The following is a 19,848-nucleotide window of genomic DNA, read 5'->3' as shown; positions in this document are numbered from 1 at the left end:
GATTAAAACGGGAGGTTGGGCAATGGCGGGAGCTTAAAATCTTGCAGCTTCTTCAGGTCTAGGCCGGGGTGGCCATTCATGTACCAAGCGACAACCCCTGCGCCGACGCCCAGAGCCGTAAGGATAGCCGCAATGATACCGCCCTTAGAAGAACCAGCGGAAGAACTGGAGCTCGAATCATCGGGCTTATTCGCACCTGGCTGTGGCTTCGCATCTTGGTGCAGCTTGGTGATGTTGGGAACGCCCTGTTCGGTGACCTTGGGGTCGTCCATGCCCTCGACGACGTCCTTGAGGTTGGTGCCGGCGCGGGAGGAATTATCCACCTTTTCAATGGAGGCGTAGTCCTTGGCCACGGTACCGTCGGTCTCGTTCAAGAAAAGCTTCGGAGCCTTGTGGGCGGCGTTGAAGTCAAACATGTTGTTGAGCTCGCCGGCGCGCTCGTCAAAGGCAATGCCCCCTAGACGGCCGAGTCCCCAATTGTCCTGAATGAACTTGGTGACGGAAGTCTGCTCGGTGTAAGTGGAGTCGATGTGGTTAGTCTTCGCGTATGGGGAGATAACCAGCAAAGGCTGGCGGGTACCCGGCCCGCACTGGCCGTCCTTTCCGCCGGCAACGCCTACTTTTGCTGCGGCGGCGGTGCAGATTTCTTTGTCCTGGTGCGGGTCATTGGAACCATTGCGGATTTCTGGGGCCTTGTGGTCGTACCAGCCATCGGAGTCATCGTAGGCGATAACGACCGCGGTGGAATCCCACTCTGGGGAATTTTGCAGCTCATTGATGTAATGGGTGATGAAGGCCTGCTCGTCTAGCGGGTTGGAGTAACCGGCGTGTCCGTCTTGGTAGTTGGCAGCCTTCAGGAAGGACACGGCCGGCAGGTTGCCCTGCTCCAGAGCGGTATCGAAGTCCTGCAGATCGTACTGGTGGTTGGCGCGGTCAGTCTTGCCGATCATGTCATCGCTCGACGGCGCCAAGTGGTGCGGATTCGCGGTGGAAGCGTAGTACTGGAACGGCTGGTGGTGCGGGTTATAGTCCGTCTGGTTCTGGCCGGTCAGCGTGGTGTGGGAGGCGCCGCAGCGTGCGCGAGCGTCGTCTGTAGCTTCCTCGGTTGGCCGGAAGCCGCCTTGGAACCAGCCCCAAGTGACGTCCTTGTCATTGAGCTGGTCACCGATGTTCTTGGAGTGCATCGCGGTGACCTGGTTGGTGCCGGCGGAAGAGTTATTCGAGCAGTCGTCGTAAAGCGGATCTGGGTCGCCGACAACAGTGGCGGTCTTGCCATCTTCGGATACCCCAGCGAGGGCGTGGTTCTTGCCAGGTTCGATCTTCTTCTGCTCGCCCGTGGCTGGGTCATGCATGGTCCCGCCGGCCACGGTTCCGGAAATTAGATTCAGCGCGCCTGGGGTGGATGGGCCGAAGATAGTGGAGTAACTATTGTCGTTCATCGCAAAGTTTTGCGCGTAGTTCCACATTCCGGTGACGGTATTGCCGTCGTAATAGCCCATAGTCATGCCTGGAACGGCATAATAGCCGTTGGAAGACTTATCGATGTCTGTGGATACAGTCTCCGGGAACTTGTCCATCTTGCCGCCGTTGTATGCCGCCTGTTCATCGCCGTAGTGGTGGTTCTGGTCCGTAGTCACTGCATGGTCTGGCCCGATGCGGAAAGGCTTGACGGAGTTGGGGTTCTTGTCCCCCATTACGCCATCATTTTCGAGGTTTTTCGCCTTAGGGGTGTCTTTCTTGGCGGTGAATTTCGGGGCGTCCTTCTCGCTGCCTTGCAGCTTTTCGCCGTCCTTATTCAGGGCGTTTGGGTAGGTGCCAAAGTAGTGGTCGAAGGAAATATTCTCCGAGTAAATGACAACGACGTGTTCAATTGGGGTCGTGGTGGCTGCCTGGGCAACGCCGGGGACAAGGGACGTAGTGGCGGCTGCGGCGGCGCAAAGGGCCACAGCGCGAGAGCGAAGCTTCATTAAAAATCCAACCTTGGTCAAGAATTTGCGGGGCAGGTCGAAAGTGGCTGTGGCTCACCAGGCGAGTCATCGGTCGCTTTCGAATCGAAATTTAACGCCGCCAAAACACCGACTGCAACTAGATTAAAAGGGCGTCCCCGGCCGTGGGGGCGCCCTATAGAAGCAGCTCACTTTGAACTTTTGCCGGCCGCACCCCAGGAGCCGTTAACGAAATGTTAAGAATCTATTCGGCTCCACTTTGCCAATAGGGGGTACGGGGTTAATCGTCGGCGTCGGTAGACAGCGCAGCCACGAAAGCCTCTTGCGGCACCGAGACGGAGCCCAGCGTCTTCATGCGCTTCTTACCGGCCTTCTGCTTCTCCAACAGCTTGCGCTTACGGGAGATATCGCCGCCGTAGCACTTGGCCAGCACGTCCTTGCGCATGGCCCGGATGTTCTCGCGGGCAATGATCTTCGAACCAATGGCCGCCTGCACCGGCACCTCGAACTGCTGGCGCGGGATGAGTTCTTTAAGCTTCTTGGTCATCTTATTGCCGTACCACTGTGCGGAATCGCGGTGGACGATGGCGGAAAAGGCGTCGACTGGGTCGCCGTTGAGCAGGATATCGACCTTGACTAAGTCCGCGAGCTGCTCGCCGGCCTCCTCGTAGTTCAGCGAGGCGTAGCCCTTTGTACGGGACTTGAGCATATCGAAGAAATCGAAGATGATTTCACCCAGCGGCATGGTGTAGCGCAGCTCTACGCGGTCCTCGGAGAGGTAATCCATGCCTCCCATCTGGCCGCGCTTGGACTGGCAGAGCTCCATGGTGGGGCCGACGAATTGCTCGGGCACGATGACGGTCATCTTCACCACTGGCTCGTAGACCTCGTTAAGCTTTCCTTCCGGCCAGTCGGACGGGTTGTGAACCCACTTTTCTTCGCCGTCTTCGGCCACCACGCGGTAGGTCACCGACGGCGCGGTAGAAATCAGATCGAGGCCGAACTCGCGCTCCAAGCGGTCGCGGGTAATTTCCATATGCAATAGGCCCAAGAACCCGCAGCGGAAACCAAAGCCCAGGGCGACGGAGGTTTCGGGCTCGAAGGTCAAGGAGGCGTCGTTAAGCTGCAGCTTTTCCAAAGCATCGCGCAGGTCCGGGAAATCAGCCTGGGAGATGGGGAAAAGGCCGGAGTAGACCATCGGGTCCGGGTCCTTATAGCCTTTAAGCGGAGTCTCAGCGCCGCCGTTGGACCAGGTGACGGTATCTCCCACCTTGGTCTCGCGCACGTCCTTTACGCCGGTAATCAGGTAGCCCACCTCGCCGGGGCCCAAGCCCTCGCATTTTTGCATCGTAGGGGACACGATGCCGATTTCGAGCAGCTCGTGGTTGGCGTTGGTCGACATCATGGTGACCTTCTGGCGCGGGGTGAGCCTGCCATCGACCATGCGGATATAGGTGACAACGCCACGGTAGGTGTCATAGACGGAGTCAAAAATCATGGCGCGGGCCGGCGCATCCGCGTCGAACTCGGAGGACGGCGGCGGCACCAACTCGCAGACCTTGTCCAGCAGCTCGACCACACCCTCGCCGGTCTTGCCGGATACGCGCAGGACCTCTTCTGGCTCGCAGCCGATGATATTGGCGATTTCCAGCGCGTACTTTTCCGGGTCGGCGGCCGGCAGGTCGATTTTATTGAGGACCGGGATGATTTCCAGGTCGTTTTCCATCGCCAGGTACAGGTTGGCGAGGGTTTGGGCTTCGATGCCCTGGGCGGCGTCGACAAGCAGGATGGCGCCTTCACACGCCTCGAGGGCGCGGGAGACTTCGTAGGTAAAGTCCACGTGGCCAGGAGTGTCGATCATCTGTAGGACGATCTGCTCCCCTTCGTCCGGACCGGACTGGGGTACCCAGGGCAGGCGCACGTTCTGCGCCTTAATGGTGATACCGCGTTCGCGTTCGATGTCCATATTATCGAGGAATTGGTCACGCATATCGCGCTCCGCAACCACCTTGGATAGCTGCAGGATGCGGTCCGCCAGCGTCGACTTGCCGTGGTCGATGTGAGCAATAATGCAGAAGTTTCGGATTCGGGCGGGATCCGTAAACGTCGTGGCCGCAAAGTTTTCAGACATACGTCTACAATAGTCGACATGAAAAGCGCCATGCTCACCCGACTGCGCCAAGCGCTGGGAATCAGCGAGCGCGAGCCCATAGACACCGGCCTGACCCGCATTAATTCCCGGTTGGGGCTGGATAGGTCGGACGAGTTCCACGAGCCGCGCAAGGCCGCTGATATCCGGGTCGAGGCCACCGCCTCTCACCCCCGCTCCATATTTTTCTCCCCCGATATGGATGGCCAGGCTGATTCCGGCGAGGTGGTCTGGGTATGGGCCCCGGCCGAAGGCAAGCAGGCCCCGCCGCGTGAGCGCGCCATCCTGGTTGTCGGCCGCACGCGCACCACGGTGATGGGTTTGCTTATCTCCCCCAACCCGAAGCATGCGCTTGACGACGCCTGGCTGGAAATCGGCGCCGGCGAGTGGGACGAATCCGGGTGCGATTGCTGGGTGCGCCTCGACCGCTTGCTGGAGGTTTCCGAAGAACAGGTGCGCCGACAAGGCACACTTTTTCCCGAACGCCGGTTCGAAAGAATCGCGAATAGGTTACGCGCGCGCTACCACTGGGCCTAACCAGTCGCACAGACGGCGGCCATGCTGAGAGTTTTGGCAGGTCGGGTTCGGTACTGCTATTGTATGTTGGTTACTTACTTGCCGGGCGCGTTGGTCGGGGCGGGCAGGACCTTGGGTTCGCTCTTCGAATACCAGCGCCGAGCGTGCCAGCGATTGCTGGCCGCGGGAGTAGTCCGAGTAGGTCGGTTTCTACGTCAATCACTTTCGATTACTAAGAGGTATTTTTCATGGCAAATATCAAGTCCAAGCAGAAGCGCGTTATCACCAACGAGAAGGCACGCCAGCGCAACAAGAGCGTTCGCTCCGCCGTCCGTACCGAGATCCGCAAGTTCCGCGAGGCCGTTACCGCTGGCGACAAGGCTGCTGCTGAAAAGCAGCTGCGCGTGGCATCCCGCGCCCTGGACAAGTCCGTGTCCAAGGGTGTCTTCCACCGCAACACTGCAGCCAACAAGAAGTCCGGCATGGCTTCCGCGTTCAACAAGATGGACTAAGAGCCATTGCACTGACAATCCCCCGGTCGCACTCTACGGAGCGCACCGGGGGATTTTCTTAGCCTAGACCCGAGCGGGGAGGCTTAGGCCAGTTCGTCGTTGAAGTAATCTTCGAAGATGGCACCGGCGTTGCGGAAGGCTTCACTAAGCGAAGTTCCACCACGGGTTTCCACAAAAATCTCGAAGGCGGTCAGGAACTGGGTGTGGATGATGTTGACGGTCGGCGTGAGGCGCGAATCGGAGGACTTCCAGCCCTCACGGGCTTGCACGGCTTGGCGGAGGCGCTCAATAGTGCGGCTATTGCGCTGGTAATACAGGGCACGCAGCTTCGTATCCTTAGCTAGCGCCTGGGCCGTCAGCTGGGAAATTTCGGGGAAGAACTCATCACCCACGGCGCGGTCAAATACGGCTTTGGCCACGATTTCAGAATCTTCGCGCAGGCTTCCGGTGGGCAGTCCGGCGGCGAAATTCTGAAATTGGTGCTCTAGTTCCTCCGAAAATTCGGGACCTAAAACTGCCGATTCTTTGTCTTTTATGTAATTAAAAAGGGTACGGCGGGAAACGCCTACCTTTTGGGCGAGTTCCTCCATAGTAAACCCGCCGTATCCGGCTTCGATGACGAGGTTGAGCGCAGCGACTCGGATTTGTGATATACGCGGCATAAATGCCCCTTTCTGTCCCGACGCTCTAAGGGCCTTACTTTCGTTTTCTAAACCCTTAAATCTTTAGGTGAAAATGGTATTTCCCTACAAACTAAGGCGTTTGGGGTGATTCTATTACCTCATATTCGACTATGGAAACAGCCGTGCGCACGGGAAGAATTTACTACCGGCATGGCCGTACGTTTAGGCCCGTCATAGAACTATTTAACAAAGCTGTGATGTTAGACAACCAAAGTACCTGTGCGGCCAGCCCTCCGCTCCAGTTATCCGCCCGCACGTTCGAAAGCCCAATGGTGCTCGTGTCGGGTAGGGCCGCTAAGATGAGTCAACGATGAAAAACGTTAAGCCACTGGTGAAATGGGCGGGCGGAAAGCGCCAGCTCTTGCCACATATCCACGCCGCCCTACCGGCGGATGTCCCGCGGCGGTTTTATGAGCCCTTCATCGGTGGCGGCGCGGTGCTTTTCTCGCTCCAACCAGCCAGCGCACGGGTCAATGATCTCAATGCTGAGCTCATCAACCTATATGAGGTGGTACGCGGCGGCGTCGACGAGCTCATTGCAGAACTCGTGAGCTATCCCAATGAGGCGGAGTTCTTCTATGCGCTGCGCGCAGTGGACAGGGATGCGAAGCGGTTTGCCGCCCTCTCCCCCATCGAGCGTGCTGCACGAACGCTGTATCTCAACCGCACCTGCTATAACGGTCTGTATCGCGTGAATACGGCAGGTCAATTTAATGCGCCGTTCGGGCGCTATAAGAATCCCACCATTTGCGATGAAGACACGCTGCGTGCGGTGCACCGCTATTTTGCGGAAAATGAGGTGATCTTTTCCCAAGGCGATTTCGCCGCAGCGGTGGCAGAAGCAGGCGAAGGCGATTTTGTCTATTTCGACCCGCCCTATGACCCAGTCAATGTGACGAGCTCGTTTACCGGCTATCAAAAGGGCGGCTTTGACCGCGCGGAGCAAGAACGGCTCAAAGAGGTCTGCGATGAGTTGGACGAACGCGGGGCAAAGTTTCTGCTGTCGAATTCGGCCACCGAGTTCATCCGAGAGCTCTATGCGGATTATGAGGTAGGCATCGTGGGGGCAACGCGGGCGATCAATTCCGTCGCTTCGAAGCGCGGCAAGGTCGATGAGGTACTAGTGCGCAATTATGAGGTCAGCGGTGACTAGCGGGCCGAAGGCGCACACGGGGCGGGAGCTGCAGGAGGAGCTGCGGGCACGTTTTGGCGTTCCGGAGTCGGTGAAGCTAGGCGTTAATGACTGGGGTTGGCTGCGCATCTTGGCGGCTGGCTACGGCGAAGAATTGGAACGGCGCGGGTATTTTTTCATCAGCGCGCGGGAAGTGGAGAAAATCTCTGCTCGGCAGCCACGGTTGATGGCCAAGCATGATTTTTCCACCTCGCGGCCTTGGATCTTTCAGCGCCTGCAGCTCGGCATCGTGCCGGTAAGCCGCAGCGAATACTTGGTGGGCCGGTTCAACCTCTACGAGAAGTTTCCGCAGGCACAGCGCGGGGAGGTACGTACGCTGCAGCTGCCAGCGGGTCTAGATACCCTCTCGTTGGAGGGGGTGAGCTCGGAGGCGGTGGCGTTAAATGGGGCGTCGGCAAGCGGGATGCTAGAAGACTTTCTGGCCTGCGGGCCTTTGCAAGCTACGGTGGCAGGCCGCATGTCCACGCGCGAGATGCAGGTGCGGCTGCCGGACCTGGGCGTGGAGGTGGCGGTGGACCGCGCACAGATGGAAATCGACGGCGGTTTTGAATCGCTCGAGCATCTAGTGCTGGTGGAGGCGAAAAATCACCTCTCGGATGATTTCAATATCCGGCAGCTATATTTTCCCTACCGGCGCTTCCAACAGCGCCTGGCAAAGGAAGTGGTACCGGTTTACCTGGTGTATTCCAATGGCATTTTCCACCTATACCGCTATGAATTTAGGGATCCGGCCGATTTTCGCAGCATTGCGCTGGTCGATAGCGCCCGCTACGCACTGTCGGCCTCGCACCTGGATGCGCAGGCATCGCTGGATATCGTTCGGGCGGTGGAGCCCGACGTCGAGCCGGAGGTGCCCTTTCCGCAGGCCAATAACTTTGAGCGGGTGGTCAACCTCTTGGAGCTCATGGCGCTGCAGCCGCTGAGTAAGGCAGAGATTACTCAGCGCTATGATTTCGATCCGCGGCAGGCGGACTATTATGCCAACGCCGCGCGTTACCTGGGGTTGGCGGTGCAGGTGGATGAGGCCTGGGAGCCCACCGAGCGCGGGAGGAGAATTATCGAGCAGCCGCAGCGCGATGCCCGAAATGCGGCGCTTATACGGACGTTGGCGGCGCGGCGGGTATTTCGCGAGGTGCTCGAACTCAGCTTGGCGCGGGGCGCGGTCGCCAGCACCGCGGAGATTATTGCGGCGATGGAGGAATTGGGGCTGAGCTTGGCGACGTCCCGGCGGCGCGCCTCCACCGTCGCCCGCTGGACCCAGTGGGTGCTCGACACGGTGGCGGAGGGAATGCCGCGGCTGTTTTAGTGCAGGAGGTTCTGCGCGCCGGAGACAATAAGGACGATGCCGGCGATAATGAAAAACAGGCCCGAGCCGATATCGATCCACGGACCTGCGGCGATGAGTTTGCGGCGCACGGCGTTGGTGGAAATTACCGTGGCAACGACGAGGAAAAAGAGGAAGGCCGAAAGCGATAAGGACAGCGTCAACCCGATGGCCAACCAGATGGGAGGGCTGGCGGGAAGCAGCGGAACGATCATCGCGGCGAGGAAAAGCACGATTTTCGGGTTGGACATATTCGTGGCTAATCCGACCTTGAAGGCAGAGCGTAGGCGCCCGAGTTGCGCGGCGGCGTCTTCCAGATCCACCGGCGGGTTGGCGCGCTGGGCGATGCCGCTGCGCAAGGCGCGCGAACCCATAAACACCAGGAAGCAGCCGCCAACGGCCTGAACCGCTCCCAAAATTTCCGGAAAAGCCGTCAGCAGCGCTGCGGCGCCGAAAACGGTGGCGGTGCACCAAAAGAGCACGCCGATTTGGATGCCGGCGGCTGCGGCTATGGCGTGGCGCCGCGAGCGGGTGGCGTAGCGGGTCACCAAAATAATGTCGGGTCCGGGCGAAGCAACGCCCACCAGATTCATCAACAAGAGGGTGAAAAAGGACGTCCAGGTCACTCCCCTGCCTCGCTTTCTAGGCGCGGGATGAGGTCCTCGCGGCCAAATATGCGGGCAGACTCCAGCGCGGAGGGATGGCCGGCGGCAGGGTCGGCGTGGGCGGCCAAGAGGGCGTCGATGACCGCATCTTCCTTTTTGAAAATGGCACCGGCCAGGGGTGATTGACCGCGGTCATTGAGCAGATTAACGTCCGCGCCGACGCGAGCAAGTGCGGTAACCAGCTCGGCGTGGCCGTGATAGGCCGCGAGCATGAGGAAGGACTGGCCGTCCTGGTTCACGAGGTCAATATTTACGCCGTGGTCGATATAGGCCAGGAGGTCCAAGCTGCCCTCGCGTGCCATGTCAAAGAGCCGACCGGCGAATTCCTGCACTTGCGTCTCAGACATAGCTTCTAGCTTATCGCGCCAGTTCCGCGACTCGTTTGACGGTCGCCTCTATGGCGAATTCGGGCTCACCGCCTTGGCCTTTGACGGCGGCATCGAGTTCCGAGACGAGGATGACGGCCTTGGTGACATTATCGGCGGACCAGCGGCGAGCCACCGGCTGGGTCATCTTGACCACGTAGGGCGCTAGGCCGGTTTGGCTAGCTAAAGAATACTGGTCCCCGCGGGCGGAATACAGGCGGGCTACGGCTCCGACCTTATTGGCTAGCGCTGCGGCAATCGCCACGGGGCTGGCGCCAAGCTGCAGGGCGCGGCGGCAGGTGGACACGGCGGCTTCGACGCGGCCGGCAACGGCGGCATCGGCAATATCCCAATTGGCAACCTCGGCCACGCCGACGTAGTAGTTCTGCACGGCCTCGCGGGTGACGTTGCCGCCGGTATCGGACACCAACTGGGAGATGGCAGAGGCCAGCTCGCGTAGGTCAGAGCCCACGCCTTCGAGCACGGCATGGATGACGTCCGGGGTCGGGCGCACACCGTGGGAGGAGAATTCGCGGGTGGCCCACTGCCCCAGCTCATTGGGATAGAGCGAGAAGACTTCGTGAACCTCGGCAATCTTGCGCAGCTTGGCCACCAGTTCAGGTTGCTTCTTCTTTTTCTTTAGGGTCTTGGCCGTCACGGAGTAAATGATGACCATGGTCATGCCCGGCGCGGGGTTCGCGCAGGCACGCAGGATGATATCGACTACTTCCTTGCCGGCTCGCTCGCAGTTACTGATGACGATGACGCGGCTATCTCCAAAAAGAGAGGGGCTAGTGGCCTCGAGGATTTCGCCCTCGGAGACTTCGGAAGCTTTAAGCTTGGTCAGCTCGGGGCGAGCACCGGTTGGGCCGCTCTCCTCGGCCGCGGCACGCTGAATCTGCAGGCGGGCGCGTTCGGTGAGGAATTCATCGTCGCCAAGGATGAGATGTACTGGAGGCATGCCCGCCATTCTAACCTGCCGCCACACCGAGCCAGGCGATGCCCGCTAGCGTCAGCGCCAGAGTCAGCCAGGGGCGGTGATAGAGGAGGCCGGCAATGATCCAGGCGTAGGCAAGCAGCGTAAAAAGCGGGCTAGCGGGGATGGTGACCACCGGAAGGTGGGCCACGCCGTGGGCGATGGTATTAATCCACCACGAAAAGGGTTCTATAAGGCGCAGCAAGCCCGCACCTAGCACATCGAGTGGACCGAGCTGGGCGAAGACGGCGGCGATAAGCCCCACGATGGTAATCGGCACGGTGGCGGGCTCAACCAGGATATTGGCCAACACGGAGACCACGGAGACCTCGCCGGACATGAGTGCGACTAGCGGGAGGGTAACGATATCGGCGGCAATGGCCACAGCGACCGCGCGCAGAAAAATGGCGGGCCAGCCGGTTGTGGCCAAGTGTTTATAAATGAGCGGGCTAAGCGCCACGATGCCGAGCGTCGCCGCGCAAGAAAGTGCGAAACCAAAGTGCACGGCGAGGTCGGAATCCACGAAGAGCAGGGCAATGATGCCGAGGCTAAGAGCATGAATCGGCTCCATGCGCGTGGAATTAAGCACGGCGAGCAGCCCCACCAGCCCAGCCACGGCCGCGCGCTGGACGGAGGGCTCAAAACCCACGAGCACAACATAGGTGGCCAAAGCACACAGAGAGGCAGCCACGCGGGCGCGTGGCCCCAGCGCGAAGGCGGCGCAGACCATGGCTGCGGCGGAGCACACGATGGCGACATTTGCACCGGAAACTGCGCTTAAGTGCGAAAGGCCGGTGATGATATACAGGTCGCGCTCTGAAGAGCTTTGCAGGCTAGTATCGCCGAGCACCATGCCAGGAATCAGGCCCTGGCTGGAAGGACCGACGGTATCTACAACCAGCGCGCGAAATGTGTCGGACACGTGGGCCGCCCAGCCGGCTAGGCCTTCGGGCTCACCGGTTACCTGCACGTCTGTGGCAGTGGCGCTGAGCTTTCCGACGCCCGCCCTATCCGACTCCCTCACCTCCACCCTGGCCGTGAGTTCGGCGCCCGCAGCGGCCGGGACCGGTTCCGAGCTAAAGACCGGCAGTTGAGTCGGGTAGCCCGGCACCTTAAGCCGCAGCAGCCAGCCGCCCGTGCTGGTCTGCGTCGGCGCGGTGGTCAGGCGGCCGGTAACCTCGGTGCCGAGGTCGAACGCAGCGGCACGGGCCTGGCGCACCGCGGCAACCAGCGCCGCGGCTGTCGCGACCATTCCGGAAAATAGCGCTTGGCCCCATTGGCGGGCGATCAGGCAGCACCCGACGACCGCCGCAATGATAAAGATTGCCCAGCCACGGCCGCCTAGCAGCACAGCAATGACAGCCAGCCAAGCGGTGGCCGCGCCGGGGACGAGCCGCAGTTCTCGCATCGCGTGCTCGTACTCAGCTTAGAGCTGGACCTGGTCTTTAAGCTGCGCTAGCTTCGCCGGTCCGATGCCGGTGACCTCGAGTAATTCCTCAATATCTTGGAAGCCGCCATGTTCCTCGCGGTACGCCACGATAGCTTGCGCGGTGACCTCACCAACGCCCTTGAGTTCTGTAAGTTCCTCCGCGGTGGCGTTATTCAGGCTCACGCCGCTGGCACCGCTCCCGCTGTTGCCGCTCTCGCTGATGCCGTTGCCGTCGGCTGGGGCTGGTTCGCCGGGTGCGGGAGGTGGGGCGGCGCCGGAGGGAAGGATGTGGAGCTGCTGGCCGTCGGAAAGCCGCTGGGCATGGTTGAGCGCGATTGTGTCTGCACCGGGAAGGGGTTGAGCGGCGTCGAGGGCATCGGCGACGCGCGCGCCGGGCTCGAGGGTCTGCAAGCCGGGCTCGGCCACCTCGCCAATGACAGAGACGATGATTTCACTGGGCTCTGCACTGGGTGCAGTGCCAGAATCACCGCTTATTGCCGCAGGCTCGGGCATGCCCGAGGATTCATCGGAGCGGGCGTTGATGCCAAGCCACGCCACCACGCCGACGACGAGAATGACCGCCACGGCGCAGGCTTGCCACGGGCTAATGTGCAGACGCGGGCGAGGATAATCGACGGCGAGGAGCTCTTCCTCACCGGTGGGTTGGGTAAATTCGCGGAGTCGTTCGCTAATCTTGGGTGCCGCCATGGCGCTGAGAATAAAGGCGTGGGCGCTAAGGCAGTAGGTACAGCGAAGGCGGGCTGTGGATAACTTGTTGGGGACGTCAACGAACCCGGCGCACTGGGCCTAGTTATCCACAGAACGGCGCGGTGGGAAGGCGCGTGGTCGACCACGCGTGTGAGGATGCGCTGGATCGGCGGGAGGCTCCGAGCTAAACACCGCAGATACGCCGATGGCGGAGGGGCCGACGTGGACGGAGAGGACGTCGTTAAGCGGGGTGCAGATAAAGGACGAGCCCTGCGGCAGGGCCGCTTCAAGCAGCGCCTCCAGCTTGGCGGCCGCGCCTTCGGCGTGGTTGTGCTGGATGGCGACGAAGGCCGGCTTCCCGTTGGCGCGGGAGGCAATGAGGTCTACTAGCTTGGTAAAAGCCTTGGTCTGGGTGCGGGTTTTTCCCACCAGCTCCAGCTTGCCGCGGTTAATCGACATGATCGGCTTGGTGGCCAAAAGCGCCGTAGATAACACGGCTGTGGCCGGCGAAAGGCGGCCGGAGCGGCGCAGATCCTCCGTGGAATGCAGGTACACCCAGGTAGCCGCGCGCTTGAGGGTGTCCATGGCCGCAGCGTAGCACTCCTCCAAGCCGGCTCCGCGGGAGGCGAGCTTGGCTGCGGACATGGCGGCCGCACCCATCGCCATGCCGGCCGACCCGGAATCAATCACCCGCACCGTGTGCGGGAAAACGCCCGAAGCAGTAACTGCGGCGGAGTAGGTGGAAGAAAGCTCTTTGGATAGGTGTATGGCCACCACGCCATCATCCTGAGAGCGCTCCATTTCGCGGCCATAGGCGGCTGCCAGCTCCAGCGCGCTTAATCCCGAAGTAGATTGCTCCAAGCCATCCTTGCCGTGGCGTTCCATGAGGTGGAGGTCAATGACGGTGATGGATAGCTGCTCCGCCAGCTCCCGGGGCAGGCCCGCAGCGGAATCCGTAATGACGCGAACCGCCACTAGATATCCGCCCCGCCGTCCCCGGTGACCTCGCCGCCCATATTCCAGCCGTCGAAGTACCACTGGGCATTGCCCACATTGTCGGGGGTGAATTCTAGCGAGGACAGCGGCGTTCCCGGGTTAAAGTCCGGGCGAGCAGTCAGCTGTGACCAGTGGGTATTCTTCAACCCCGAAAGGATCCCGTACTGCGCGTGGTCAAGGCCAAGCAGGTGGCAGGTAAGCGCCGAGATGGCCCCGCCATGGGCCACGATGAGGACGGGGCCGGCGTCCCAGCCGGCAAAGTCTTCCATGAGCTCATCGATGACGGGGCGGGCACGCTCAGCCACGTCCACGCGAGACTCCCCCTCCGGCGGGGCCCAGGTGGGATCGTGGCGCCAAATGGCGCGCGCGCCTGGAAACTCCGCATCTACCTCAGCAGAGGTTCTGCCCTGCCACTGGCCCAAGTGAGTTTCGCGCAGGCGGGCATCCGTGCTGAAGTCCACGCCGAGGGCTTCGGCGACGACGCGGGCGGTTTCCTTCGCACGAATGAGATCGGAGGCAACGATTTTGGACACGCCCTGATCCTGGAGCAGGCGCGCGGCAGCGCGGGCCTGCTCATAGCCCAGCTCAGACAGCTCGGTATCCAAGTGGCCTTGCATGCGGCCGGTGGCGTTATAGGTAGTTTGTCCGTGGCGGATCAGGATCAGGCGGCGACTCATATGGGTTTAAAGCTCCTCGTCCTCACCTGGGACCTTATCGGCCAGTGGGAGCTCGTCGATGGAATCTACCTCACGCGGGTTGACGCCATTGGTCCATTCGCCCGGACGCTCCGGGGCTTCGATGCCCTCAATCTCCAGTGCCGGGCAATCATGGTAAAGGCGGTCCAAGCCGTAGAACTCGCGCTGGTCATTGCGCTGGACATGGACGACGATATTGCCGTAATCCAGCAGCACCCAGCGATTTTCGCGGTTACCTTCACGGCGCTGCGGTTCAAAGCCCTGCTTGGTCATCTCATCTTCGACTTCATCCACAATGGAGCCCACCTGGCGCTCGTTATCTGCAGAAGCCAGCACGAAGACCTCAGTAATTGCGAGGACATCGGAGACATCAATAGCCGCGATATTGGTGGCTAACTTTTCTTGCGCCGCGTGTGCCGCGGTTTCTGCCATGCTGCGGGCGAGATCAGAAGTAGACAATGTGTATAAATTCCCTTTTCGCGTCTGAGTGCATTCGAAATGAACTATCTCTAGTGAGAATCTATTCTTGCACGTTTAGCAGGCCCGTGCCCAAAATCTGGGAAAGGCCGTGAAAGTTTCTACAGGGGCTTGTCCGGGTTGGGACCGTAGAGATTGTTTTTGGTGATGTACTGCACCACTCCATCCGGTACGAGGTACCACACGGGCTGGCCTTGAGCAGAGCGCTCGCGGCACGCGGTGGAGGAAATGGCCATGGCGGGGATATCGATGAGGTCAATATCCTCTTGGGCATCGGCGGGCAGCATATCGGCGCTTAATTCGTATCCGGGGCGGGTAACCCCCACGAAGTGCGCCATCTCCAGCATCTCTTCCCAGTTATGCCAGCTCATAATGGAGGCCAGAGAATCGGCGCCGGTAATGAAATAGAACTCCGCTTCTGGGAAAAGCTTACGCAGATCCCGCAACGTATCGATGGTATAGGTAGGCCCCTCGCGGTCAATATCTACCCGCGAGACGGTAAAACGCGGATTGGATGCGGTTGCCACCATCGTCATCAAGTAGCGGTGCTCGGCCGCAGTGACCTCGCGGTGAGACTTCTGCCAAGGCTGACCTGTGGGCACAAAGATGACGCTATCGAGGGCAAAGCGATGCGCGGCCTCACTGGCGGCTACCAAGTGACCATTGTGGATGGGGTCAAAGGTGCCACCCATGATGCCAATGCGCTGTGGGCTAGTCATGGGTGGTGATTATAGTCCCCGGCCGAGGAGGGAGTAAGCAAGGTGGCGAGGGAGTCGGCAAAAGCGGCGTCGCCAAGCGAGGGCTCTACAAAATAAGAAGCATGGCGAGCCGCCTTGGTAGCCAACGCGTCGTGGGCGGAGGCGAGGTTCAGGTCGCAAACGAAGTCTCCGTCCAGGCAATAGTTAAGCCGGCGCGAGTCCGGCAATGCCGCAGGTTGTAAGAGCAAACGCTGCGGTAGCCAGCCCGCCATACCGTGGGGACGGCTGAGGGGATTGCCCAGGTAAACTGCCCCCGCGAGCTTGCCTCGTTGTGCAAGGTAGCGCTCCGCGCTGGTAGCGACAATGGCGCCTTGGGAGTAGCCAGCCGTAATATAGCGCGGCTGGCAGCCTGTTTCGCGCTCATACTTTTCCACCACGCGCGGAGCGTTGGCCATGCCGGTGCGCAAACTATGTACAAAACCAACGGTGACCGAATACGCCAGCTCGTGCAACGGATGCTCCATCACTACCCCACCGAGGCGGCGAATAAGCTGTAGCGGATTCAACTGCTCACCTTCCTGCGCCAGCGGCGGCAGGTTCATTGACGCCGGGTATGCTTGGGGGTCAAGGGCGAGGACATGGACTTTATCCATCGTGCCGGGATGGCGTTTTTCCACTAGATGAAAAAGCGCGGAGAGGTTTGCCCCTTCATAGCCATTCGACGGCGCGGCATGCGGCGAATACTGCTGCGGTCCGAAATACTCGCCGTATTCCTCATTCTGGTCGGAGCCACGAGCAGCCAAAACAACGAACTCGGGACACCCAGCAGGCTGCGGCGATGGGGCGGATTGTGCTGCTGCCTGGGGCACGACCGGGGCAGCATTCGCGGTGGCGGCGGCGGGGGCTATAGAAACGGCAAGCGCCGCCGAGGCGCTTAGGGCGACGGCGGCACGGAAGAAAGCAGATCGAATCATGGCGGGGAGAATTATGGACGGGTCTGACCTGTACCCTGCAGGATCCACTTAGAAGAGGTGAGCTCCGGCAGCGCCATTGGGCCACGGGCGTGCAGCTTCTGGGTGGAAATGCCGATTTCGGCGCCCATGCCGTAGACCTCGCCATCGGTGAAGGCGGTAGAGGCATTGAGCATCACCGCGGCGGCATCCACCTCGTTGCCGAATTTCACTAGGACATCGGCGTCTTGCGCGGCGATGGCCTCGGTGTGGCCAGTGGTGAACTCGGTGATATGCGCGATGGCGCCATCTACGCCGTCGACCACCTTGGCGCAGATATCCATAGATAGTGACTCCTCGCGCCAGTCTTCATCGGTGGCCTGCACGGCATCCTTGACGCCGAAGGCCTCGAGCTCGGCGACGTCGCCGTGGATGGTCACGCCAGCATCCTGCAGCGCGGCGATGATGCGGAGCTTGACGGAGTCATCCAAAGCGGCGTCGATAAGCACGCACTCCGTGGAGTTGCACACGGAGGTGCGGCGGGTCTTGCCGTTGATGACCATGTCGATGGCCTTATCAATGTCTGCAGAGGCATCCACGTAGAAGTGGCAATTGCCGGTGCCGGTCTCAATGGCGGGGACGGTGGCGCCGGTAACGACGGCCTCAATAAGCTTTGCGCCACCACGCGGAATAACCAGGTCCACCAGACCACGGGCGGTAATGAGGTCCTGGACGGAATCGTGCGTCTCGCACGGCAAAAGCTGCACGGCCTCGCGCGGCAGGTCAAACTCAACGAGGGTATCCTGCAAGATTTCTACCAGCTTGGTGTTGGAGTTGCGGGCGGATTTGGAGCCACGCAATAGCGGCACATTGCCGGACTTGATGGCCAAACCGAAGGCGTCCACGGTGACGTTCGGGCGGGCCTCATAGACCATGCCCATGACACCGAGCGGCACGCGCACCTGCTTCATCTGGATTCCGTTATCCATGGTGCGCCCCTGCAGGATCTCCCCTACCGGGTCCTGCAGGCCAGCTACCTGGCGCAGGCCGCCGGCAATGCCTTCCACGCGCGCGGCGTCGAGAGACAGGCGGTCAATAAGGGACTCGGACATGCCGCGTTCGCGGCCGGCATCGATATCCTGCTTATTGGCGGCGAGAATGGCTTCGGTGTGGGCAATGAGGTTGTCGGCTGCGCGCTGCAAGATCTCATTCTTGCGCGGCGTGGACAGCTGCGCCACGACGGGCGCGACTTCCTTGGCAGCACGGGCTTTGGACAGAACTTCTTCGCGTTCAGTGTTGCTCATGTCATACCAGCCTAACGAAAGGCCGCGCGCTTTTCAGCCAGTTGGGCGGCAAGCACCCGCACGGTGGTGTCCTTATTGGCCGAGCTCGCGGCTCCGCTTGTCGGATGCCCGGCGGCGGCGCTTCTCGTCCTTCCGCTCGAACATGAGGTATTCCTCTTCGTAATAGCTCAAGTTATAAACGTGGCGGGCTCCGGCCGAGCATATAAAACAGATAATCGGGATAACCCAAAAATAGGACCAGTGGAAGAAGAAATAGCCGAGCACAACGGAAAGGATGGTGGCCGCCCAGGCAGCATAATCGACCGCCTGTACCTTCTTCCGGCGCTCCTTCATATCCGCGACCTCGGCTTCGGTGGGATTAAAAGAGCTCCCTTGATAAGAACCGTCTTGTGAGGCGGCGTTGTCCATTAATAACCCGCCTGAATATCGACTTCCGTGGGGATTGCTTCACCTGCGGAGTAGCGCTCCATGACCTGTACTGTATGCGAGCCGATGCGCCGGCGCACCGAATAGGGAGGGTTGGCCAGGTGCGGGGTGATGACCACGTTAGGCATGTCCCACAGTGGGTGCCCATCGGGCAGCGGCTCAGGGTCGGTGACATCCAAGCCAGCGCCGGCGATGTCTCCTGCCCGCAAGGCTTCGACTAGAGCATCGGTGTCCACCAGTGGTCCGCGGCCAACGTTAATAATCACGGCGTGATCGGGCATGGCACGGAAGGCAGCGGCATTAAAAAGCCGGTGGGTCTCGTCCGTTAGCGGCGCAAGCGCCACGAAATAATCGGCGGCTGGCCAGACGCGCTCAATATCGGCGGTGGCGAAGGTTTCATCGGCACCCTCGACTGGGTTGCCGGAGCGATTGACCGCGATTATGCGTGGTCCGAAGCCTTCCAGCATACGAATAAGCCGCTTGCCGATGCCCCCGGCGCCCACCACCGCTACCGTCTTATCTTCAAAAAGGAAGCTGGTATGAGCCTCAACCTCATCGCGGTTAGACCAGCTAGTCCCCACGCGCTTATGCGCATGCAAGTGGGCGAGCAGGAGCGCAATGGTAGATTCCGCCACGGTGGCGTCATACAGGCCGGCGGCATTAGACCAGCGGGCGGTGGTATCACGCATGACGTCGAGCAGGTGATCCACCCCAGCGAAGGGGACCTGCACCAGGCCCACGCTCGGTGGCAGGGGCCGTGGGAAATCATCTGGGCCGCCGTTGAAGATGAGAACCTCGGCATCTTCCAGTGGGGCGCGCTCGTGACCCGCTGCATCGAGTGCCTGCAGGGTTTCCTCCCACGGGGTGGGTAGCATCGCGTACTTCATTAGTAGCCCGCCTCCACATCGACGCGGGTAGGCATCGCCTCTCCCCTCTCCCACGCCGCGGCATTGGCGTTGAAGATAGCGCCCAGGTGGTACTGCGCCACGTGCGCGGAAGCAGCCATGTGCGGCGTCATGGTGCAATTGGGCAGGTCGTATAGCGGATGGCCATCAGGCAGTGGCTCGGGATCCATAACTTCCAGCCCGGCGCCGGCGATCTCACCATCGCGCAGGGCCGCCACTAGATCGTCGGTTACTACGGTGCTGCCACGGCCGACGTTGATAAAGATGGCGGAGGATTTCATCGCGCGGAAAGTGGCGGCATCAATGAGCCCCTCGGTGTCCTTGGTCGCAGGCAGGATACAGAAAATGAAATCGGCCTCGCCCCACACGTGATCGGCCTTATCCATGGGCACGACCTCATCGGCGCCTTCCACCGAGCGGCCGGAGCGATTGACCGCGGTAATGTGCACGCCAAACGGTTTCAGCAGCTTAATAAGCTGCTTGCCGATGCCCCCAGCGCCGAAGATGGCTACCCTCTTCGGCCCTCGCTGGTTATAAAGCCACGCCTGGGACTCGTCCAGCTCCTGTGCTACCGACCACGAAGCGGCCTGGGCGAAGGCTTTGTGGTGGTGCGCCTGTGACAGGGCCAGGCCAAGTGCAGATTCGGCTACCGGCTGGGCAAAAGCGCCGGCGGAGTTGCACCATGGCACGCCGTCTGGGGTGATGACCCCGGCATCAATGAGCTGATTTACGCCGGTAAAACAATGCTGCACCCAACCGATGTTCTCCGGCATCTCGGGGATGCGGCGCGGGTTGGGCGCATTGTTGATGTAGACCTCGGCATCTTCAAGGCTATTTACGCGTTCGTGCCCGGCAGCCTCGATATCTTCTACCATCGGCTGCCAAGCGTCCGGACCCATGAAATATTTCATGCCCCAACCATACGGGGAATC

At 60.7% G+C, this 19,848-nt stretch carries 21 protein-coding genes; 4 read left to right on the top strand and 17 right to left on the bottom strand.

The window, feature by feature from the left end:
* Positions 1–2: 2 nt before the first annotated feature.
* Positions 3–1,967 (bottom strand): phospholipase C, encoded by a 1,965-nt coding sequence (locus WMP96_RS05675; RefSeq protein ID WP_301715970.1) that lies wholly within the window; start codon positions 1,965–1,967, stop codon positions 3–5.
* Between the two features lie 259 nt (positions 1,968–2,226).
* Positions 2,227–4,077 carry a translation elongation factor 4 gene (gene lepA, locus WMP96_RS05670; protein ID WP_239205038.1) on the bottom strand — a complete coding sequence of 617 codons (1,851 nt, stop codon included), beginning with the start codon at positions 4,075–4,077 and terminating at the stop codon, positions 2,227–2,229.
* A gap of 18 nt (positions 4,078–4,095) precedes the next feature.
* On the opposite strand from lepA, the gene WMP96_RS05665 reads away from it, so the two are divergent.
* Positions 4,096–4,632: a type II toxin-antitoxin system PemK/MazF family toxin gene (locus WMP96_RS05665; protein WP_023031165.1), complete on the top strand. Its 537-nt coding sequence runs from the start codon at positions 4,096–4,098 to the stop codon at positions 4,630–4,632.
* Between the two features lie 227 nt (positions 4,633–4,859).
* Complete coding sequence (gene rpsT / locus WMP96_RS05660; RefSeq protein WP_049361613.1) at positions 4,860–5,123, top strand: 30S ribosomal protein S20; 264 nt, start codon at positions 4,860–4,862, stop codon at positions 5,121–5,123.
* 83 nt (positions 5,124–5,206) lie between these two features.
* Here the strand turns inward: rpsT and WMP96_RS05655 are convergent, their stop codons facing one another.
* Positions 5,207–5,785, bottom strand: coding sequence for a TetR/AcrR family transcriptional regulator (locus tag WMP96_RS05655; RefSeq protein ID WP_086588296.1), 579 nt, complete (start codon positions 5,783–5,785; stop codon positions 5,207–5,209).
* Positions 5,786–6,116: 331 nt separating this feature from the next.
* Here WMP96_RS05655 and WMP96_RS05650 point away from each other — a divergent pair, with 331 nt between their 5' ends.
* Together WMP96_RS05650 and WMP96_RS05645 are read left to right on the top strand one after the other, a co-directional pair.
* On the top strand, positions 6,117–6,959 hold the full coding sequence (locus tag WMP96_RS05650; RefSeq protein ID WP_023020956.1) for a DNA adenine methylase: 843 nt from the start codon (positions 6,117–6,119) through the stop codon (positions 6,957–6,959).
* Positions 6,952–8,304, top strand: coding sequence for a type II restriction enzyme (locus WMP96_RS05645; protein ID WP_340432321.1), 1,353 nt, complete (start codon positions 6,952–6,954; stop codon positions 8,302–8,304). The genes WMP96_RS05650 and WMP96_RS05645 overlap by 8 nt, the downstream gene beginning before the upstream one ends.
* Here WMP96_RS05645 and WMP96_RS05640 read toward each other — a convergent pair.
* The 14 genes from WMP96_RS05640 to WMP96_RS05575 all read right to left on the bottom strand — a co-directional run bounded on the left by WMP96_RS05640 (position 8,301) and on the right by WMP96_RS05575 (position 19,827).
* Positions 8,301–8,948, bottom strand: coding sequence for a LysE family translocator (locus tag WMP96_RS05640; protein ID WP_301715972.1), 648 nt, complete (start codon positions 8,946–8,948; stop codon positions 8,301–8,303). The two genes, WMP96_RS05645 and WMP96_RS05640, sit on opposite strands and share 4 nt — an antisense overlap.
* The gene (locus WMP96_RS05635) at positions 8,945–9,334 is read right to left on the bottom strand and encodes an ankyrin repeat domain-containing protein (protein WP_023020953.1); all 390 of its coding nucleotides are present in this window, start codon (positions 9,332–9,334) and stop codon (positions 8,945–8,947) included. Before WMP96_RS05635 ends, WMP96_RS05640 begins: the two co-directional genes overlap by 4 nt.
* A 10-nt stretch (positions 9,335–9,344) precedes the next feature.
* A complete protein-coding gene (gene holA, locus WMP96_RS05630; RefSeq protein WP_340432319.1) occupies positions 9,345–10,322 on the bottom strand; it encodes a DNA polymerase III subunit delta in 978 nt (325 codons plus the stop codon).
* A 1-nt stretch (position 10,323) separates the two neighbouring features.
* On the bottom strand, positions 10,324–11,736 hold the full coding sequence (locus tag WMP96_RS05625; RefSeq protein ID WP_301715973.1) for a ComEC/Rec2 family competence protein: 1,413 nt from the start codon (positions 11,734–11,736) through the stop codon (positions 10,324–10,326).
* Positions 11,737–11,754: 18 nt separating this feature from the next.
* A complete protein-coding gene (locus WMP96_RS05620) occupies positions 11,755–12,465 on the bottom strand; it encodes a ComEA family DNA-binding protein (RefSeq protein ID WP_301715974.1) in 711 nt (236 codons plus the stop codon).
* A 99-nt stretch (positions 12,466–12,564) separates the two neighbouring features.
* Positions 12,565–13,440, bottom strand: a complete 876-nt coding sequence (locus tag WMP96_RS05615) for a DegV family protein (protein ID WP_301715975.1) — start codon at positions 13,438–13,440, stop codon at positions 12,565–12,567.
* Positions 13,440–14,138, bottom strand: a complete 699-nt coding sequence (locus WMP96_RS05610; RefSeq protein ID WP_023020948.1) for a histidine phosphatase family protein — start codon at positions 14,136–14,138, stop codon at positions 13,440–13,442. The genes WMP96_RS05615 and WMP96_RS05610 overlap by 1 nt, the downstream gene beginning before the upstream one ends.
* 6 nt (positions 14,139–14,144) lie before the next feature.
* Positions 14,145–14,588: a ribosome silencing factor gene (gene rsfS, locus WMP96_RS05605; protein ID WP_179387589.1), complete on the bottom strand. Its 444-nt coding sequence runs from the start codon at positions 14,586–14,588 to the stop codon at positions 14,145–14,147.
* A gap of 146 nt (positions 14,589–14,734) precedes the next feature.
* Positions 14,735–15,352: a nicotinate-nucleotide adenylyltransferase gene (nadD, locus tag WMP96_RS05600; protein WP_023020946.1), complete on the bottom strand. Its 618-nt coding sequence runs from the start codon at positions 15,350–15,352 to the stop codon at positions 14,735–14,737.
* The gene (locus tag WMP96_RS05595) at positions 15,349–16,305 is read right to left on the bottom strand and encodes a cutinase family protein (RefSeq protein WP_200288742.1); all 957 of its coding nucleotides are present in this window, start codon (positions 16,303–16,305) and stop codon (positions 15,349–15,351) included. Before WMP96_RS05595 ends, nadD begins: the two co-directional genes overlap by 4 nt.
* 11 nt (positions 16,306–16,316) lie before the next feature.
* Positions 16,317–17,585, bottom strand: coding sequence for a glutamate-5-semialdehyde dehydrogenase (locus WMP96_RS05590; protein WP_200288741.1), 1,269 nt, complete (start codon positions 17,583–17,585; stop codon positions 16,317–16,319).
* Positions 17,586–17,657: 72 nt separating this feature from the next.
* On the bottom strand, positions 17,658–17,993 hold the full coding sequence (locus WMP96_RS05585) for a hypothetical protein (RefSeq protein WP_023020943.1): 336 nt from the start codon (positions 17,991–17,993) through the stop codon (positions 17,658–17,660).
* Positions 17,993–18,898 (bottom strand): D-isomer specific 2-hydroxyacid dehydrogenase family protein, encoded by a 906-nt coding sequence (locus tag WMP96_RS05580; protein ID WP_023020942.1) that lies wholly within the window; start codon positions 18,896–18,898, stop codon positions 17,993–17,995. Before WMP96_RS05580 ends, WMP96_RS05585 begins: the two co-directional genes overlap by 1 nt.
* The gene (locus WMP96_RS05575) at positions 18,898–19,827 is read right to left on the bottom strand and encodes a D-isomer specific 2-hydroxyacid dehydrogenase family protein (RefSeq protein ID WP_301715977.1); all 930 of its coding nucleotides are present in this window, start codon (positions 19,825–19,827) and stop codon (positions 18,898–18,900) included. The genes WMP96_RS05580 and WMP96_RS05575 overlap by 1 nt, the downstream gene beginning before the upstream one ends.
* Between the last annotated feature and the right edge of the window lie 21 nt (positions 19,828–19,848).

The organism is Corynebacterium sp. KPL4035 (genome assembly GCF_037908325.1).
Taxonomy (GTDB): Bacteria; Actinomycetota; Actinomycetes; order Mycobacteriales; family Mycobacteriaceae; genus Corynebacterium; species Corynebacterium kefirresidentii.
Note: the sequence above shows the minus strand (reverse complement) of the source record. Positions and strands in the feature narration are given on the sequence as shown.

Coding starts and splice junctions, on each gene's coding strand:
- WMP96_RS05675 (WP_301715970.1), bottom strand. CDS start 1,967: ATGAAGCTTCGCTCTCGCGCTGTGGCCCTTTGCGCCGCCGCAGCCGCC.
- lepA (WP_239205038.1), bottom strand. CDS start 4,077: ATGTCTGAAAACTTTGCGGCCACGACGTTTACGGATCCCGCCCGAATC.
- WMP96_RS05665 (WP_023031165.1), top strand. CDS start 4,096: ATGAAAAGCGCCATGCTCACCCGACTGCGCCAAGCGCTGGGAATCAGC.
- rpsT (WP_049361613.1), top strand. CDS start 4,860: ATGGCAAATATCAAGTCCAAGCAGAAGCGCGTTATCACCAACGAGAAG.
- WMP96_RS05655 (WP_086588296.1), bottom strand. CDS start 5,785: ATGCCGCGTATATCACAAATCCGAGTCGCTGCGCTCAACCTCGTCATC.
- WMP96_RS05650 (WP_023020956.1), top strand. CDS start 6,117: ATGAAAAACGTTAAGCCACTGGTGAAATGGGCGGGCGGAAAGCGCCAG.
- WMP96_RS05635 (WP_023020953.1), bottom strand. CDS start 9,334: ATGTCTGAGACGCAAGTGCAGGAATTCGCCGGTCGGCTCTTTGACATG.
- holA (WP_340432319.1), bottom strand. CDS start 10,322: ATGGCGGGCATGCCTCCAGTACATCTCATCCTTGGCGACGATGAATTC.
- WMP96_RS05625 (WP_301715973.1), bottom strand. CDS start 11,736: ATGCGAGAACTGCGGCTCGTCCCCGGCGCGGCCACCGCTTGGCTGGCT.
- WMP96_RS05620 (WP_301715974.1), bottom strand. CDS start 12,465: ATGGCGGCACCCAAGATTAGCGAACGACTCCGCGAATTTACCCAACCC.
- WMP96_RS05610 (WP_023020948.1), bottom strand. CDS start 14,138: ATGAGTCGCCGCCTGATCCTGATCCGCCACGGACAAACTACCTATAAC.
- rsfS (WP_179387589.1), bottom strand. CDS start 14,588: ATGGCAGAAACCGCGGCACACGCGGCGCAAGAAAAGTTAGCCACCAAT.
- nadD (WP_023020946.1), bottom strand. CDS start 15,352: ATGACTAGCCCACAGCGCATTGGCATCATGGGTGGCACCTTTGACCCC.
- WMP96_RS05595 (WP_200288742.1), bottom strand. CDS start 16,305: ATGATTCGATCTGCTTTCTTCCGTGCCGCCGTCGCCCTAAGCGCCTCG.
- WMP96_RS05590 (WP_200288741.1), bottom strand. CDS start 17,585: ATGAGCAACACTGAACGCGAAGAAGTTCTGTCCAAAGCCCGTGCTGCC.
- WMP96_RS05585 (WP_023020943.1), bottom strand. CDS start 17,993: ATGGACAACGCCGCCTCACAAGACGGTTCTTATCAAGGGAGCTCTTTT.
- WMP96_RS05580 (WP_023020942.1), bottom strand. CDS start 18,898: ATGAAGTACGCGATGCTACCCACCCCGTGGGAGGAAACCCTGCAGGCA.
- WMP96_RS05575 (WP_301715977.1), bottom strand. CDS start 19,827: ATGAAATATTTCATGGGTCCGGACGCTTGGCAGCCGATGGTAGAAGAT.